Genomic DNA, 16349 nt, shown 5'->3' with positions numbered 1-16349 from the left:
ACGCTACCAGCCGACGCCGTTCAGCAGGTCAGCACGTCGACTCGTCGGCGAGCAGGTCCAGCAGCAGAGCGGCGGTCCACCCGAACGCCGGCGAGCCCAGCCCGGCCCCCGTGTCGGGGTGGAAGTACTCGTGGCAGCCGGCGCCGGCCACCAGGTCGATCATCGAACGGCGTAGGCCGGCGGCCAACTCCGGGTGCCCGTGAGTGGTCAGGCCCCGCCGGACCAGCCAGCCGATGTTCAGCCAACTCGGTCCGCGCCAGTACCGCAGCGGTTCGAAGTCGGGCGCGGTGCGGTCGTGGCTGGGCAACGGCCGGTCCATCCGCCGGGCCACCCCGAAACGCGCCGACGTCGCCTCGGCGACCAGCGCGTCGACCTGCCGGTTCGGCAGGTTGGGCAGCAGCAACGGCGCGAGCCCGAGCACGGTACGCGCGCCGACGAGCCGGTCGGTGCGCAGGTCGCGGGGCTGGAACGTGCCGGTGCCCGGGTCGTACAGCCGTCGTACCAACGCCTCGGTGACGCGGTCCGCGCGGACCCGGTGAGGGCCCGGGTCGAAGCCGGTCAGCGCGGCGATGTCGGCCAGCGCGTGCTCGGCGGAGGAGAACGCGGCGTTGAACAATGGGCACTCCACCAGGAACGGATGGCCGTCGGCCAGGTCCCGGTCGGCGTAGCCGTGGTCGCGGTAGGCCGCGACGATCGCCAGGTAGCGCGCGTAGTCGAGGTCCGTGGGGCGGTGCGCGGCGTCGGCGTGCGCGGTGTCGTGCCGGCGGTACGCGCGCATCACGGCCGCCTCGGCGTCGACCGCGGCCATCGGCTCGTCCCAGGCCGGGCTGTTGTCCAGACCCGACTCCCACGGGTGTACGACGCACACCAGCCCGTCACCGGCCACGTCCCGCCGTTGCGCCAGGTAGCGCTGCTGGGCGACCAGCGCCGGGTAGAGCTGGCGCAGCGCGGCCAGGCCGTGCTGGTCGGGCGCGCGCCGGTAGGCGAGCAGCGCGGCGAGCGCGTGCACCGGTGGCTGGACGAGGCCGGAGGTGGCGACGCTCGGCGCCCCCGGCACGTCGGCCGAGCGCCACAGCTCCGGACCGGGGAAGTACGCGCCGACCCGCAGCGCCGGGTTGAACACGATGTGCGGCACCCGCCCGTCGGCCCACTGCGCTCGGAACAGGCTCGCCAGCTCCCGCCAGGCCCGCCCGGGCCGGACGTGGGCCAGCCCGATCGCGATGAATGCCGAGTCCCAGCTCCACTGGTGGGGATAGAGCGTGCGCGAGGGCACCGTGTGGTCGTGCTCCCAGTTCGCGTCGAGGGTGGCGACGGCCAGTCGGCTCAGCCCGGCCGGTTCGGCCGTACCACCGATGCGGGTCGGGACGGCCCCGGCGGTCATGCGGCGGCCCGCCGGGGCAGCGCGTGCCGCAGCACCGTCGCGGCCGCACCGAGGGCGCGGACGGGGTCGCCGCGCAGCCGGCACTCGAGGGACAGCCACCCCCGGTAGTCCAGCTCCAGCAGGGTCCGCACGAGCCCGGTCCAGTCCAGGTGCCCGGCGCCCGGCTGGTACCGGTTGGAGTCGCTGACCTGCACGTGTCCGAGGTACGGCGCGGCGGCGCGCAGCGCCCGGTGCAGGTCGTCCTCCTCGATGTTCATGTGGAAGGTGTCGGCGACCACCCGGACCGACGGCAGCCCGAGGGTGGCGCAGAGGGCCACCGCCTCGTCGAGCCGGTTCACCATGTGGTCCTCGTACCGGTTGAGGGGTTCGAGAAACAGGGTGACCCCCTCGGCGCGGGCGTGTTCGCCCAGCTCGCCGAGGGCGTCCAGGAGCACCTGCCGGTCGCCGGCCGGCGGACGTGGCGGCTCGAACGGTGGCAGCCGCCGGGAGAACATCCCCCACGCGGCGGGGGTCATCGCCCCGACGCCGCCCAGCTCGGCGATGACCGAGAGCTGCGAGCGCAGGTTGGCCACGGCGTCGGCGGAGCGGGCCGGGTCGAAGTCGCCGATGAAGTGGGTCATCTCGACGCAGACGGTGGGCATCACCACGCCGGCGGCGCGGGCCCGGCGCAGCTCGGGCAGGCGGCGGGCGAACGCGAGGTCGCCCCGACCGCGCAGCTCGATGCCCTGGTAGCCGAGCGCGGTGGCGAGTGCGTACTTCTGGATCAGGTCGGTGCCCGGCAGGAGTTGTTCCTGACAGGCGAGCGCGATGGTGGTCATCTAGAACCTCAACACCACTTGGAGGACGTCACCGGCGCCGCGGTCGAGCAGCGCGAGGGCGTCGGCGACCGCGCTGGCGTCGACGATGTGGCTGACCAGCGGCAACGGATCGACGCTGCGGTCGGCCACCAGTTCCATGAAGGTCTGCGCCACCCGGTCACCGGTCCACCGGCCGGCCGTGCCCGGCGCGGGGGTGGGCCCGGAGACCTGGGCCGCCACCAACTGGATGCGGTTGTGGTGGAACTCCTCACCGAGGCCGAGCCCGTCGGCCTGGCCCTGGTAGAAGCCGGCGGCCACGACCCGACCGGCGTGTGCGGTGGAGCGGATCGCCTCGTGCAGCGCCGGGTACGCCCCGGACAGCTCCAGGCAGACGTCCGCGCCCCGGCCACCGGTCGCCTCGCGCAGCACGGTGGCGGCGGACCGGACCGAGGCGTCCACGGTGGACCGGGCACCGTAGCGGGTGGCGTGGGCCAGCCGGCCGGGCACCCGGTCGACCGCCACCACCCGGGCACCGGAGAGCGCCGCGAGACGGGTGGCGAGCAGCCCGATGACGCCCTGCCCGAAGACACCGACCCAGTCCCCCAGGTGCAGGTCACCGGCGAGCACGGCGGTCAGCGCGATGGCGCCGGGCCGGGCGAAGACCGCGGCGAGCGGGTCCAGCCCGACGGGCAGTGGACGGACCGCGTCGGCGGGGAGCACAGCCTCGGCGCGGTGCCCCCAGATGCCCCACACGAGCTGGCCCGGATGCCGGTCGGTGACCTCCGCGGCCACCTCGACGACCTCGCCGACCTCCTCGTAGCCGAAGCCGACCAACGGGTACGGCACGGGGGTCTGGCGGGGGACGAACATGCGGACGGTGTCGTCCCAGTCCTTGCGGAGCCGGGGATTGCTGCCCCGGTAGAGGGTCAACTCGGTGCCGGCGGAGATGCCCGAGTAGCAGGTGCGGACCCGGACCTGGCCGGGACCGAGCGGATCTGGCGGGCAGGGCTCGAGACTGATCTGTCGAGGCCCGGCGAGGGAGACCACCCAGTTGCCCATGTGTCACATCCCGGTAGCACTGGGCTCCAGAATAGCCAAGAAATAGCCATATGTCTTGCTATTGATCAATCGAAGGTGTTGAATCCGTCTTGTACCCTTCGAGAGGAGTGCCACCGATGTCAGCACCTCCGAGGCGGATACTCGCCACCACCCTGATCCTGGCAACGGCCGCGTCGACCCTGCTGGCCTGCGGAGACGACGGGTCCGACAGCAACAGCAAGAAGATCACCGTGTGGAGCCTGGAGGACGTCGCCGACCGGGTGACCGCCACCAAGGCGATCATCGCGGACTTCACCGCCAAGACCGGCATCCAGGTCGACCTGGTGACCGTCAACGAGGACCAATTCCCCTCGTTGATCGCCGCAAACGCCGCCGCCGGTGACCTGCCCGACGTGGTCGGCTCGGTCTCCCTGGCCGGCGTCCGTACGCTCGCGGGCAACGAACTGCTGCACGCCTCGGCGAACGCGGAGGTCGTCGAAAAGCTGGGCCGGCAGACGTTCTCCCCCCGGGCACTGGAACTCACCTCCGACGACGGCAAGCAGCTCGCCGTGCCCAGCGACGGGTGGGGGCAACTGCTCGTCTACCGCAAGGACCTGTTCGACGCCGCCGGCCTGCCCGCCCCCGACACGTACGAGCGGATCGCCACCGCCGCGGCGAGGCTGAACACCGGCGGCGTGGCCGGCATCACCGCCGCCACCTCGGCGAGCGACGTCTTCACCCAGCAGACCTTCGAGCACCTGGCACTGGCCAACGGCTGCCAGCTCACCGACGACTCCGGCGCCGTCACCCTGGACTCCCCTCAGTGCGTCGAGGCGTTCCGCTTCTACGGCGACCTGATCCGCACCAGCTCCGTCAAGGGCGCACAGGACGTCGACACCACCCGGGCCACCTACTTCGCGGGCAAGGCGGCCATGGTGATCTGGTCGCCGTTCATCCTCGACGAGCTGGCCGGGCTGCGGAACGACGCCCGACCGACCTGCCCGCAGTGCCAGGCGGACCCGGCGTTCCTGGCCAGGAACAGCGGGTTCGTCACCGCGATCAAGGGCCCGAACGGCACCGAGCCGGCCCAGTACGGCGAGATCAGCTCCTGGGCCGTGCTGGACGGCGCGGTGACCGACCCGGCGAAGTCCTTCGTGGAGTACCTGCTCGGCGACGGCTACCCGCGCTGGTTCGGCATGTCCCCCGAGGGCCGGTTCCCGGTGCGCAAGGGCACCCCGACCGACCCGGAGGCGTTCCTCACCGCCTGGACCACCAGCCCGGCCGGGGTGGACACCAAGAAGCCCCTCACCGACGTGTACGGCGACGACGTGCTCGCCACCCTGCGGCGTAGCCCGGACACGTTCGGCCGCTGGGGGCTCAGCCAGGGCCAGGGCAAGCTGGTCGGCGCGATGCTCGGCGAGCTTCCGGTGCCCAAGGCGCTGGGCGACCTGGTGGCCGGCAAGTCCGACGCGGCGGGCGCCGCCGGCCGGGCGAAGAAGGACGTCGAGGCGATCAAGGCGGGCGTCAATTGACCACCACCGCGCCCGGTCGCTCCCCCACCGAGACGCGGCCGGAGCGGGCCCGCCGCCGACCGCTGACGCTGCGCCGCCGGGAATCCCGCGCCGGACTGGCACTGGTCGCACCGACCCTGCTCGTCACCATCGCCGTCATCGGCATCCCGATCATCTGGACCGTGGTGCTCGCCTTCCAGCGGGTCCGGCTCGCCACCCTGCGCAAGACCGGCCTGTTCGGCGACCTCACCCTGGACAACATCGACCGGGTGCTGCACACCCCCGGCTTCGCCGACACACTGTGGGTCACCCTGCTCTACAGCGTCGGCGGCACCGTCGGGTCGATCCTGCTCGGCCTGGTCGCCGCGCTCGTCGTCCGCCGCCCGTTCCGCGGTCGCACCCTGGTACGCGCCTCCATGCTGCTGCCGTACGTGGCACCGGTGGTCGCGGTGACCTTCGTCTGGCAGGTGATGCTCGACCCGCAACTCGGCATCGTGAACCACTGGGGGCAGCGCCTGCTGGGCTGGGACGCGCCGGTGCCGTTCCTCACCCAGGAGTCGACCGCGCTGGCCACGGTCATCGCGTTCGAGGCATGGCGGTACTTCCCGTTCGCGTTCCTGTTCCTGCTGGCCCGCCTCCAGGCGGTGCCCGGCGAGTTGGAGGAGGCCGCCCGCGTCGACGGGGCCACCCCCACCCAACGGTTCCGGCACATCCTGCTGCCGCAACTCCTGCCGGTGATCGCCCTGCTGGGCGTGCTGCGCTTCATCATGACGTTCAACAAGTTCGACGACGTCTACCTGCTCACCGGCGGGGCCGCCGGCACCGAGGTGGTCAGCGTCCGGGTCTACGAGTTCCTCACCGCCCGTACCGACATCGGGGCGGCCGCCGCGCAGGCGGTCGTGCTGGCCGTGGTGCTCATCGTGTTCGTGCTGATCTACCTGCGCTTCTTCGGACGGAGGGTCGGCTGATGGACCGGGACATGGTCGAGACGGTCAGCCTGCGCTGGCTGCGCCGCCTGGTGATCGCCGCGTTCCTGCTGGTCACCGTCTTTCCCTTCTACTACATGCTGGTGCTCTCGGTACGCCCCATCGAACGGCTGCTGCTCGACCCGGGTGCGCTGGGCGTCGGCTTCGGCGAGCTGACCGTCGCCACGTACGCCGAGGTGCTCAAGGCCACCGGCGACGGCGGCCAGGGCTTCCTCACCTTCATCCGCAACAGCGCGGTGGTGGCGGTCGCGGCGACCGTGCTCACGCTGCTCGTCGCGATCCCCGGCGCGTACGCGGTGGCCCGGCTGCGGTTCTTCGGCCGGCGGCAGGTCGACTTCCTGTTCCTGGCGGTCTACCTGTTCCCGTCGATCGTCATCGCGATCCCGCTGTTCGTGGTGTTCAGCCTGGCCGGACTGCGAGGTTCGCTGTTCGGGCTGGTCCTGGTCTACATCTCGCAGACCCTGCCGGTCTCGGTCTACATGCTGAAGAACTACTTCGAGACCATCCCGGTCAGCCTGGAGGAGTCGGCCGCGATCGACGGCGCCGGCCGGCTCGGCATCATCCGCCGGGTCAGTCTCCCCCTCGCCGCGCCATCGATCATGGCGGTCGCGCTCTACGACTTCATGATCGCCTGGAACGAGTTCCTGTTCGCGCTGTTGTTCCTCGTCGACAAGCCCGACCGGTGGACGGTGTCGCTCGGGTTGTCCCTGCTCTCCGACGGCGTGGAGGTGCCCAAGACGGTGCTGATGGCCGGCTCGGTCGTCCTCACCCTGCCCATCGTGATCCTCTTCTTCGCCAGCGAACGGCTGCTGACCGAGGGCCTGACCAGCGGCGCGGAGAAGGGCTGAGCCTGCCGCGCGATCGGTGGCGGCCCAGCCGTACGACACGCCGACCCCCGGCGCCGCTGAGCCGCCACCGATCGCCGCACCCGCCGGGCCTGCCCCGTCCGGCCCGGTTACGGTGGCCGTATGGCCAACCCGACCCGCTGGGCGACCGACACCGGCCCGGAGCACTCGCAGTGGTACGTCGACCGGTTCCGCAAACTCGCCGCCGAGGGCGCCGACCTGGCCGGTGAGGCCCGGCTGGTCGACACGCTCGTCGCGCCCGGGTCGCGGATCCTCGACGCCGGCAGCGGCACCGGCCGGGTCGGCGCGGCCCTGGCCCAGCGTGGGCACACCGTGGTCGGGGTGGACGCCGACCCCGTCCTCGTGGACGCCGCCCGCGCCGACCACCCCGGCCCGCGCTGGCTGGTCGCCGACCTGGCCGACCTGGACCTGCCGGCGATGGGCGAGAGCGAGCCGTTCGACGCCGCCGTGCTCGCCGGCAACGTGCTCGCGTTCGTCGCCGTCGGCACCGAGCCGGAGGTGCTGCGCCGGCTCACCGGGCACCTACGTCCGGACGGCGTCCTCGCGGTGGGTTTCGGCACCGAACGCGGTTACCCGCTGACCGCGTTCGACGCCGACGCGGTCGCCGCCGGGCTGCGCCTGGAGCACCGCTTCGCCACCTGGGACCTGCGCCCATGGCGCGACGACGCACCCTTCGCGGTCAGCATCCTGCGCCGTCCGGCGTCCTGACGCCCGGCCGGCGTCAGGACGACGCCAACGACGGCCGGGGGCAGCACGACGCCGCGCCGGGCCGGGCGCCGTCAGGACGGGGCGGCGACGGCCCGAGCCGCGGCCGGGTCGAGCGTCGCCCCCGCCGGCACGAGACTGACCAGGCCGGCGGGCAGCCGTACCGGTCGCACGTCGCGGTAACCGAGCATCGGCAGCACCTCCCGGTCGGCCAGCACGTACCGCCGGCCCAGGTCGGTCACCACGGACACCGCACCACCGGACGCGCCGGGCGTCGCGGTGGCCTCGACCACCGCCCCGCCACCGGGTTGCACCACCACGTGGTCGGCCAGCGCCGCGCCGCCGGACGACGCGGTCCGCGGCACGGCCGCCAGATCCGGCAGGCGTACGCCCCGACGCACCTCGCCCGCGCCGTCGTCCCCGACCCGGGTACAGATGGCCGCATCGTCCACGGCGGCGAGCCGCGGCGGGGCGGGCGGTGGAGCGGTCGGGCCGCTCGGGGCGAGATCGGGCATGGTGGGCAGCTCGGCGAACCGGCCCAACGTCATCGACTCCGCTTCCCCCTGCCCGGTACGGGCCAACAGCAGCCCGGCCTGCAACTCGGTGATCCCGGCCAGCCCGCCGTCGAGAGCCACCGCGTACTGCCGGCCGCCGCCGGAGTTGCGCACCAGGTAGACCTGCCCGATGGTGGCGCCCGGCACCCGGGTGGCGGGCCGGCCCGCGCCGGGCAGCGCCGGCGGAGCCAGGTCGACGCCGGCGGGCAGGGCATTGAGCAGCGCGGGTGCGACGGGCACGGCCCGCGTCCGGGTGGTCGCCAGCGCGGCCAGCACCCGGTTGGGATCGCGGATCAGGTACCGACGTTGGTGCCACACGAGGTGCAGGCCGCCGTCCGGGTGGCGCAGCAGCAGCGCGTCGTCGCCGAGTGGTTGGCCGCCGGCCGGGTCGACGCCGATGAGCAACGCCGACCGGGAGTCCTCGCCGGCCGTCGTCGAGCAGACCGTCCAGGCCGCCCGCGCGAGCCGACCCGGCGCGGGCAACGAGTCCGGCGCGTCGGCGATGCCCAGGGGCAGGCCGCGCGGCACGCCGTCGATGGAGCGCCGGGAGACCAACACGGTCTTCGACTGGTCGGCGCCGACGATCAGCAACGCCGAGGCGTAGTTGAGCACCGGATGCAGCTTCTGCTCCCGATACACGAACCGGGCGCCGGACTCCTTCTCCACGATCACCGCGCCCGGGTCGCGCCAGCGGCTGCCACCACCGGCGAACAGGCCGTAGAGCGCCGCGCCGCCGAGCGCGATCACCGCCACGAGGACGCTGGCCAGGCCCGCGCCCGCCAGCCGTCGAAACGGCGACTGGGCCGGATCGGTCTCCCGCATCACCAGCGCGGCGACCGCCCGCTGGACGCTGAACTGGTAGGAGTGCAGCTGATCCTGCCGCGACGGCATGGGTTCCCTTCCGCTGGTTCGACCGCGCACAGGATATGCGCTGCGTCGATGTCCCGTGGACCCTGCGTGGCGGGCGGAACCCGGCCGGTACCATTCGGGGACGAATCCGGCGGCGAGAGGGCAGCGTGGGCGCGCGTTTCGAGGAGCTGGCCTGGCGGGAGACACCGATCGGCGCGATCAGCCTGCGACGGCGTCGCGATCCGGCGCTCCAGGTCGAGGTGTACGAGGTCAAGCTCGACGACGAGTACCTGATGTCCAGCCTCTTCCCCGTCGCCGAGATCGAGCTGGCCCGACTGGGCCTCGCCGAATTGACCGGTGACACGCTCGACGTGGTGGTCGGCGGTCTCGGGCTGGGCTACACGGCGTGCACCGCGCTGGCCGACCCGCGGGTACGGACGCTGCTGGTGGTGGAGGCGATCGAGGACGTCATCGACTGGCACCGGCGCGGGCTGCTGCCCTTCGCGGCCGGGCTGGCCGAGGATCCGCGGACCCGGTTCGTACGGGCCGACTTCTTCGCCGCCGTGGCGGGTGACGAGGGGTTCGACGCCGAGGTGCCCGGGCGACGCTTCGACGCGGTCCTGCTCGACGTCGACCACTCACCGCGCAACGTCCTGCACCCGAGCCACGCGCCCTTCTACACGCCGGACGGCCTCCGCCGGCTCGCCGCGCTGCTCCGCCCGGAGGGCGTCTTCGCGCTCTGGTCGGACGACCCACCCGACGACGGCTTCACCGCGGCGCTCGGGAAGGTGTTCACGACCGCCCAGGCGCACGTCGTGCCCTTCGCCAACCCCCTCACCGGCGGCCAGTCCGCCAACACCGTCTACGTAGCCCGCAGCTGACTCACCCGGGCCCCCGCCCCCGCCCCCGCCCCGGCCCCCGCCCTCGCCCCCGTCGATCTTGCGAATTGTGTTGGTGATCTGCGGGCTGAAGTCCCTTTTGCGGCGACAGAAAGTGCAAGATCGCGCAGGGGGTGGCGTGGGGGTGGGCGTGGGGGTGGGGGTGGGCGGGGGTGTTTGGGTTTCGCGGGGGCGGGAAGGTGCGGCCCTGGGGTCGCCGCATCGAGCGCCGCGGCCGGGTTACGGGAGGTCGCGATGCGTGCCCTGCTCTGGGTCGTCGGCGTGGTCGCCGGCGTGCTGATTCTGCTCGGGCTGCTCCTCGAGGCGGTCCGCTGGCTGATCATCATCGGCCTGATCGCGCTGGTGATCGTGATCATCCTCGGCGTGGTCAAGGGCCGGCAGGCGATGCACCACCAGACCCGCCGACGGTGACGGTCAGAACCAGTCCGCGCTCATGTCGAGCGCGGTGCGGTCGAGGCTGTCCAACAGGTCGAACTGGGGGCCGGTGCGGGGCAGCTCGACCGTGAGGAAGTAGCGGGCCGCCTGCCGCTTGCCGGCGTGGAAGGAGTCGCCGCCCTCCGCGGGCGGCAGCGCCAGCACCTGTTCGAGCCACATCCAGGCGATCACCACGTGCCCGACCGCCTCGAGGTAGACGCTGGCGTTGGCCAGCGCGAGCACCGGGTCGCCGCCGGCCCAGAGCCGCCGGGTGACGGTGGTGATCCGGTGCACCGCCGTGGCCAGCCGGTCGGCCAACTCGGCGGGCTCACCGCCGGCCCGCCGCGCCCGCTCGACGGTCTCGGTCATCGCGCCGGTGAGCAGGAGCAGGCCCGCGCCGTCGTGCATGGTCATCTTGCGTCCCAGCAGGTCCAGCGCCTGAATCCCGTGGGTGCCCTCGTGGATCGGGTTGAGCCGGTTGTCGCGGTAGTGCTGCTCCACATCGTGGTCGCGGGTGTAGCCGGCGCCGCCGAGGACCTGGATGGCCAGGTCGTTGGCCGCCAGACACCACTGCGACGGCCAGCTCTTGGCGATCGGCGTGAGCACGTCCAACAGCAGGTGCGCCCGCTCGCGGTCGGCGGCGGCCGGCGCGGTCTTCTCCTCGTCGAGCAGCCGGGCGCAGTAGAGCACCAGGGCGAGCGCCCCTTCCACGTAACTCTTCTGCGCCAGCAGCATCCGTCGGACGTCGGGATGGTCGATGATCGGCACCTGTGGCGTGGCCGGGTCCTTCGCGCCGACCGGCCGACCCTGCGGCCGTTCCCGGGCGTACGCCAGGCTCTTGAGGTAGCCGGTGTAGCCCAGCGCGGTGGCGCCCGCGCCGACGCCGATCCGGGCCTCGTTCATCATGTGGAACATCTGGGCCAATCCCTGGTGGGGCGCGCCGACCAGGTGACCCACCGCGCCGGGCCGACCGTCGGGGGTGTGCCCGCCGTCACCGAAGCTGAGCAGCGCGTTGGTGGTGCCCCGGAAGCCCATCTTGTGGTTGAGCCCGACCAACGCCACGTCGTTACGCTGGCCCAGCGAGCCGTCCGGGCCGACCAGCACCTTGGGTACGACGAACAGCGAGATGCCCTTCACCCCGGGCGGACCGCCGGGGATCCGCGCCAGCACCAGGTGGACGATGTTCTCGGCCAGTTCGTGGTCACCCCCGGAAATCCACATCTTGGTGCCGAACAGCCGGTACGTGCCGTCCGGCTGCGGCTCGGCCCGGGTGGTGATGTCGGCGAGCGAGCTGCCGGCGTGCGGCTCGGACAGGCACATGGTGCCGAAGAACCGCCCCTGGAGCATCGGCCGCACGTAGGTGTCGACCTGCTCGGCGCTGCCGTGTGCCAGCAACAGGTTGGCGTTGCCGAGGGTCAGTAGCGGGTACGCGGAGGTGGCCACGTTGGCCGCCTGGAACCAGGCGAAGCAGGCGGCGGCGACGGCGTGCGGCAGTTGCAGACCACCGACCGCGTCGTCCATCGCCGCCGTCAGCAGTCCCGTCTCGGCAAAGCTCCGCAACGCCGCCGCGATCTGCGGGATCGTCCGCACCCGATCCCCGTCGACGGTGGGCTCGGCGAGGTCGGCGGCCCGGTTGTGCGGGGCGAACTGGTCGGTCGCCACGCGTTCGGCGAGGTCCAGGGCGTCGTCGAAGGTCTCCCGGGAGTGCTCGGCGTACCGGGGACGCTCGACGAGATGCGCCACCCGCAGCCAGTCGTGCAGCAGGAAGTCCAGGTCACGGCGGGAGAGCAGGGTGGACGGCACGAAACTCCTCGACAGCGCTCGGGTGGGTCGGGTCGGCGGACGGTGCCGACCCCGACCCATCCTGACCGATACGCCGGGTGCACACCACCGCCGGCCGGCGGCGGCCGTCGTTGTCGTACCCGCCGACTAGGGTGCCTGTCCGTGACCGCCCCCGGAGACGTCGAGCCCGAGATCCTCGACAGGCTGCGCCCGATCTGCTGTGGATTGCCGGAGGCCTACGAGGAGCCGGCCTGGGTGGGCACCCGCTGGCGGATCCGCAAGCGCACCTTCGCCCATGTGCTCACCGTCGACCCCGACCGTCAGGCGGTGCACGCGCGGGCCGCCGCGCTCGACCGTCCGGCCTGCCTGTTGGTGTTCCGCGCCCCGCTCGACGAGATCGCCGGTCTGCTGAGCGTCGGGCCTCCCTTCTACAAGCCGGACTGGAGCCCGACCGTCATGGGCATGGTCCTGGGCGCGGAGACGGACTGGGACGAGGTGAGTGAGCTGCTCACCGAGAGCTACTGCGTGCAGGCGCCCAAACGGCTCGCCGCCCGGGTCGACCGGCCCGGCTGAGGCGGCCGGCGTTTCGCCGGGGCCGACACGGGGATACCGCGCCAGCGGTGGCGGACCATCGACGGGCACGGCGACGTCGCCCGTCGGCTGAGGAGCGGACCCATGCCCATGCCTGGCACCGAGGAGGACCCTCGGTTGACGCCAATGCTCGCCGAGAAGCGGGTGTGCACGGGGGTGACCACGCTCGCCGGGCGGATCTTCCTGAGCTATCCGTCGGCCGACCGGCCGGGTGCGCAGGTGGTGGAGGCGCTGCCGGACGGCCGTCGCAACCCGTACCCGGACGCGGCGTGGAACACGCCGGACCAACCGCCGGACGGCGCGTACGTGCACGTCAACGGGTTGCGCGCAGGCCCGGACGGTCGACTGTGGATCGTCGACGCGGGGGCCCGGCAGCTCGGCGGCGAGCAGGTGCCCGGTGGGGCACGGCTGATCGTCGTCGACGTGGCCGGTGACCGGGTGGACCGGGTCTACCGCCTCGACACCGCCGTGCGCCGGCACAGCTACGTCGACGACGTCCGGTTCCACGGCGGCACCGCGTACGTCACCGACGCGGGCGCGCCCGGCCTGATCGTGGTGGACCTGGATTCGGGTCGGTGCCGGCGGGTGTTGGACGGCCACCCGAGCACGGTGGGCGGCCCGGTGATCGCCGACGGTCGGGCGCTGCACGATCCCGGCGGGGCGCAGGTGTGCCTGCACGCCGACCAGTTGGAGGTGTCACCGGACGGGCGGTGGCTGTACTACCAGCCGGCCTCGGGTGGGATGTCCCGGATCGGCACCCGGTGGTTGGACGACCCGACGCTGTCCGCCGAGGAGTTGGCCCGGCGGGTCGAGCCCTGGGCGGACACCCCGAGCACCGGCGGTACGGCCATCGACGCTCTCGGCACCATCTACGTCAGCGACATCGAGCGTCGCCGCGTCCTCGCCATCGGGCCCGACCGCAGCGTGCGTACGCTCGTCGCCGATCCCCGCCTGAACTGGGTGGACGCGATGTGGCTGGACACCGAGGGGCACCTCTGGCTGCCGGCGGCCCAACTCCATCTCACGGCCGGCTTCAACGGCGGGCACCCGGCCGTCGCCTACCCGGTGCACGTCTACCGGATGCCGGTCGACGCCGGCCCGCCACCGAACGACCACGCCTGAGATGAGCGAGCGGCGACGAACCTGCTACCGGTCGAGATTCCCTATCCGCTACCGGCCCAGATCGCCACTCACCTCGGCGCGGCGGGTGGATAGCAGGAGTCCTCGATATCCTGCCTCGCATGCATCGAAGCCGTGTGTACGCGTTGCTCATCGACGCACCGGAGGCGGAGGCCGCGCGGGCGGCGGAGTTCTGGTCGGCGGCCCTCGGCGTCGACACCCGGTCCCACCCGGACGAGCCGCAGTTCGTCGGTCTGCACGAGGCGGTGCCCGGCCTGGTCACCGCCGTTCAGGCCGTCGACGACGCGCCGCGCTACCACCTCGACATCGAGACCGACGACGTGCCGGCCGAGACCGCGCGGCTGGTCGGCCTGGGCGCCTCCGAGGTGACGCGGTGGCGGGAGTGCCGCATCCTGCGGGCGCCCGGCGGGCACCTGCTCTGCGTCCTGCCGGTCGAGAGTCCATCCGAGGTGTTCGACGCCCAGGCCCGGACCTGGTCGTGACCCGCGAGCCTGTCGCAGGGCAGCAGTAGGGTTCGCGGTTCGGCCGGGCGGCGTTCGAGTCCGTGCTCGCCGCGAACGGCGGCGACTGGCCGCCGCTCGCCCCGCCGGGCGAGTTGCCGACCACGTACGTCAAGTGCCTGCTCGACGGGCCGGAGCCCAACGACGTCGTCGCGGCGCTGCTCGACAGTGAACGGTGGCGGCTCGTGACGATGGCCACCGGTCACTGGCCGATGTTCTCCCAGCCCGCCGAGCTGGCCGCGCTGCTCACGGCGCAGGTGAGCTGACCGGCGCGCGGGCCGACGACGGGCCGTGCACGGTCGGTTCCGGGGGCGGATGGTGCGAGGAGCGTGATGCCGGTGGGTCATCAAGATGCCCCACAGGCATCACGGTTCAGAGGATGGGTGCCTCCGGTCAGGAGCGGGACCAGCCGAGGCGGCGGTGACCCGGGGCGACTGCCCGCCGGCGTCAGGGTGTGACGGTGTCGAGGGTCCTGATGTGGCGCACCGGGGACGCGAGCAGCCACAGCACGGCGAGCATGCCGCCCAGGCCGGCGACGACCAGGGTCGGTCGCAAACCGAGGGTGGTGCCCAGCGCACCGCCGACCAGAGCGCCGAGCGGTCGGATGCCGTAGTTGACGGCGCTGTACGCACCGGCTCGACGACCCCGCGCGTCGTCCGGCGTGACGGCGGCGAGCAGGGCGTTGAGGTTGACGTCCATCAGCATCACGCCGACGCTGGACACCAACTCGATGGCCGCCAGCATGGCGATCTTCGCCCAGGTCGGGCCGGCGATCAGCGCGGTCGCCGCCAGCGGGGCGGGGAACACCACCGCGCCGATCATCGCCGTGCGGCCGAGCCCGATGGCGCGCGAGACGCGGGGTGCCAGGGCCGCGCCGGCCAGGCCGCCGAGCGCGCCGACGCCGAACGCGACGCCGATCGCGCCGGCCGACAGGCCGAGTTCACGGTTGGCGTAGAGCACCAGCAGCGCCGAGGCGATGAAGGTGAAGAAGTTGACGGTGCTGGTGCAGCCGAGCGCGGCGCGTAGCACCGGGTGGCGCAGCACCAGCGTCATGCCCTCGCGGACCATGCCGAGGGTCGACGCTTGCCGTGGCGGTGGCGGGGTCTCGGTGACCGGGATGCGACGCAGCAGCAGGGCGGAGAAGAGAAAGGACACCGCGTCGACGAGGACCGCCACCGGCGCGCTGAGCGCCTGGACGAGCCCGCCGCCGACGGCCGGACCGACGATGAACGACAGGGAGCGGCTGACACTGAGCTTGCTGTTCGCGTCCACGTAGGCCGATCGCGGCACCAGCGCGACGAAGAACGCCTGCTGCGCCAGGGCGAACAGCACCTCCCCGGCGCCGGTGAGCAGCGCCACCAGGTAGAGCTGGGTCAGGGTGACCGCGCCGAACAGGTACGCCGCCGGGAGGCTGAGCAGCACGACCGCGCGGACCAGGTCCGCGATGATCAGGAGTCGACGCTTGTGGGTGCGCCGGTCCACCCACGCGCCGAGGAACAGGCCGAGCAGGTTGGGCAGCCAGATCAGGGCGGTGAGGAGACTGACCTGCACGGGCGTCGCGGCGAGCAGGGAGACGGCGATCAGGGGCAGGGCCAGCTCGCTGATCCGGTCACCGAACGCGGTGATCGTCTGACCGGTCCAGAAGGTGCGGAAGCGCCGGTCGCGGCGCAGGACCGGTGCGGCCGGGGCGTCGACGGCGGTCATGACGCGGATGCGTCGTCGGCGACCTCGGGCAGCAGGTAGCGCAGCATCCGTACGACCTGCGCGCCGGCCGGAGGCGTCTCGTCCTCCTTGCGCCGGACGTACGGGGCGAGCAGCTCCTCGATCGTCTCCTCGAGCTGGCGCAATTCGTCGGGGGTGGCGACGAAAGAGGTGTCGGCCACCCCGGCGAGGCCGCGCCAGGTGTCGTCGAGTCGGGGTTCCTCCTGCAACAGCCACTGCTGGGGCGCGTCGGCGTACCGGGCGAACATCTCGCCGCGGAGCTGCCGCGCCGCGGCCTGCCCCTCGGCGTCGTCCGGCAGGCTGAAGCGGAACCCGCGGGCGGCTGCCTGCCACCAGCGTTCCCGTTTGCTGGTGCCGCCGTCGGCGTCGGTGACCAGGCCGAACGTGGCGAGGTGGCGCAGGTGCCAGCTCACCACCGACGGCGTGGCCCCGACGTGCGACGACAGCCCGGTGGCCGTGGACGGGCCGTGCCGCTGGAGCCGGTCGAGGATGGCCAGGCGGACGGGGTGCGCGAGCGCCCGCAGCGCCTGCGGCTCGGTGATCTCGAAATCCCCGTACGGATTCTTGAGAGACATGTTTCGAAAGTAGTCTCTCAGATTGTCGGGGGCAACTCG

At 72.7% G+C, this 16349-nt stretch carries 17 protein-coding genes; 10 read left to right on the top strand and 7 right to left on the bottom strand.

Translation table 11 applies throughout. The features are described from left to right. Window positions 1-28 precede the first annotated feature (28 nt). From AC3EN4_RS25630 to AC3EN4_RS25620, 3 genes are read right to left on the bottom strand one after another with little or no spacing between them, the layout of a single operon-like run. The gene (locus tag AC3EN4_RS25630; protein WP_435208407.1) at window positions 29-1381 is read right to left on the bottom strand and encodes an MGH1-like glycoside hydrolase domain-containing protein; all 1353 of its coding nucleotides are present in this window, start codon (window positions 1379-1381) and stop codon (window positions 29-31) included. After that, entirely contained in the window at window positions 1378-2199 is an 822-nt protein-coding gene (locus AC3EN4_RS25625; RefSeq protein WP_435208405.1) for a TIM barrel protein, read from the bottom strand. The genes AC3EN4_RS25630 and AC3EN4_RS25625 overlap by 4 nt, the downstream gene beginning before the upstream one ends. After that, window positions 2200-3237 carry a zinc-dependent alcohol dehydrogenase gene (locus AC3EN4_RS25620; RefSeq protein ID WP_435208403.1) on the bottom strand — a complete coding sequence of 346 codons (1038 nt, stop codon included), beginning with the start codon at window positions 3235-3237 and terminating at the stop codon, window positions 2200-2202. It lies immediately after the preceding gene. 116 nt (window positions 3238-3353) lie between these two features. On the opposite strand from AC3EN4_RS25620, the gene AC3EN4_RS25615 reads away from it, so the two are divergent. The 4 genes from AC3EN4_RS25615 to AC3EN4_RS25600 all read left to right on the top strand — a co-directional run bounded on the left by AC3EN4_RS25615 (window position 3354) and on the right by AC3EN4_RS25600 (window position 7287). Then, the gene (locus AC3EN4_RS25615; RefSeq protein WP_435208402.1) at window positions 3354-4748 is read left to right on the top strand and encodes an ABC transporter substrate-binding protein; all 1395 of its coding nucleotides are present in this window, start codon (window positions 3354-3356) and stop codon (window positions 4746-4748) included. After that, a complete protein-coding gene (locus tag AC3EN4_RS25610; protein ID WP_435208400.1) occupies window positions 4745-5695 on the top strand; it encodes a carbohydrate ABC transporter permease in 951 nt (316 codons plus the stop codon). Before AC3EN4_RS25615 ends, AC3EN4_RS25610 begins: the two co-directional genes overlap by 4 nt. Then, window positions 5695-6561 (top strand): carbohydrate ABC transporter permease, encoded by an 867-nt coding sequence (locus AC3EN4_RS25605; RefSeq protein WP_422739829.1) that lies wholly within the window; start codon window positions 5695-5697, stop codon window positions 6559-6561. The genes AC3EN4_RS25610 and AC3EN4_RS25605 overlap by 1 nt, the downstream gene beginning before the upstream one ends. A gap of 120 nt (window positions 6562-6681) precedes the next feature. Next, complete coding sequence (locus AC3EN4_RS25600) at window positions 6682-7287, top strand: class I SAM-dependent methyltransferase (protein WP_435208399.1); 606 nt, start codon at window positions 6682-6684, stop codon at window positions 7285-7287. Between the two features lie 71 nt (window positions 7288-7358). Here AC3EN4_RS25600 and eccB read toward each other — a convergent pair whose 3' ends face one another. After that, complete coding sequence (eccB, locus tag AC3EN4_RS25595) at window positions 7359-8729, bottom strand: type VII secretion protein EccB (RefSeq protein ID WP_435208398.1); 1371 nt, start codon at window positions 8727-8729, stop codon at window positions 7359-7361. Between the two features lie 125 nt (window positions 8730-8854). Between eccB and AC3EN4_RS25590 the strand changes: the two genes are divergently transcribed. Further along, window positions 8855-9568, top strand: coding sequence for a polyamine aminopropyltransferase (locus AC3EN4_RS25590; protein ID WP_435208396.1), 714 nt, complete (start codon window positions 8855-8857; stop codon window positions 9566-9568). A 252-nt stretch (window positions 9569-9820) separates the two neighbouring features. Then, window positions 9821-9997 (top strand): hypothetical protein, encoded by a 177-nt coding sequence (locus AC3EN4_RS25585; protein WP_234583914.1) that lies wholly within the window; start codon window positions 9821-9823, stop codon window positions 9995-9997. 3 nt (window positions 9998-10000) lie between these two features. Here AC3EN4_RS25585 and AC3EN4_RS25580 read toward each other — a convergent pair whose 3' ends face one another. Next, complete coding sequence (locus tag AC3EN4_RS25580) at window positions 10001-11803, bottom strand: acyl-CoA dehydrogenase (protein ID WP_435208395.1); 1803 nt, start codon at window positions 11801-11803, stop codon at window positions 10001-10003. A gap of 141 nt (window positions 11804-11944) precedes the next feature. Between AC3EN4_RS25580 and AC3EN4_RS25575 the strand changes: the two genes are divergently transcribed. The 4 genes from AC3EN4_RS25575 to AC3EN4_RS25560 all read left to right on the top strand — a co-directional run bounded on the left by AC3EN4_RS25575 (window position 11945) and on the right by AC3EN4_RS25560 (window position 14279). Further along, the gene (locus AC3EN4_RS25575; protein WP_435208394.1) at window positions 11945-12355 is read left to right on the top strand and encodes an MmcQ/YjbR family DNA-binding protein; all 411 of its coding nucleotides are present in this window, start codon (window positions 11945-11947) and stop codon (window positions 12353-12355) included. Window positions 12356-12457: 102 nt separating this feature from the next. Continuing rightward, window positions 12458-13495: an SMP-30/gluconolactonase/LRE family protein gene (locus AC3EN4_RS25570; protein ID WP_435208393.1), complete on the top strand. Its 1038-nt coding sequence runs from the start codon at window positions 12458-12460 to the stop codon at window positions 13493-13495. A gap of 119 nt (window positions 13496-13614) precedes the next feature. Next, the gene (locus AC3EN4_RS25565) at window positions 13615-13995 is read left to right on the top strand and encodes a VOC family protein (RefSeq protein ID WP_435208391.1); all 381 of its coding nucleotides are present in this window, start codon (window positions 13615-13617) and stop codon (window positions 13993-13995) included. A 62-nt stretch (window positions 13996-14057) separates the two neighbouring features. Then, window positions 14058-14279, top strand: a complete 222-nt coding sequence (locus AC3EN4_RS25560; protein ID WP_435208389.1) for an alpha/beta fold hydrolase family protein — start codon at window positions 14058-14060, stop codon at window positions 14277-14279. Window positions 14280-14460: 181 nt separating this feature from the next. Here the strand turns inward: AC3EN4_RS25560 and AC3EN4_RS25555 are convergent, their stop codons facing one another. Together AC3EN4_RS25555 and AC3EN4_RS25550 are read right to left on the bottom strand one after the other, a co-directional pair. Then, on the bottom strand, window positions 14461-15717 hold the full coding sequence (locus AC3EN4_RS25555) for an MFS transporter (protein ID WP_435208387.1): 1257 nt from the start codon (window positions 15715-15717) through the stop codon (window positions 14461-14463). Further along, window positions 15714-16310, bottom strand: a complete 597-nt coding sequence (locus AC3EN4_RS25550; RefSeq protein WP_435208385.1) for an ArsR/SmtB family transcription factor — start codon at window positions 16308-16310, stop codon at window positions 15714-15716. Before AC3EN4_RS25550 ends, AC3EN4_RS25555 begins: the two co-directional genes overlap by 4 nt. Window positions 16311-16349 lie beyond the last annotated feature (39 nt).

Source organism: Micromonospora sp. bgisy143 (assembly GCF_057708145.1).
The sequence above is the reverse complement of the archived record's forward strand: the minus strand, read 5'-3'. Positions and strand labels throughout refer to the sequence as shown.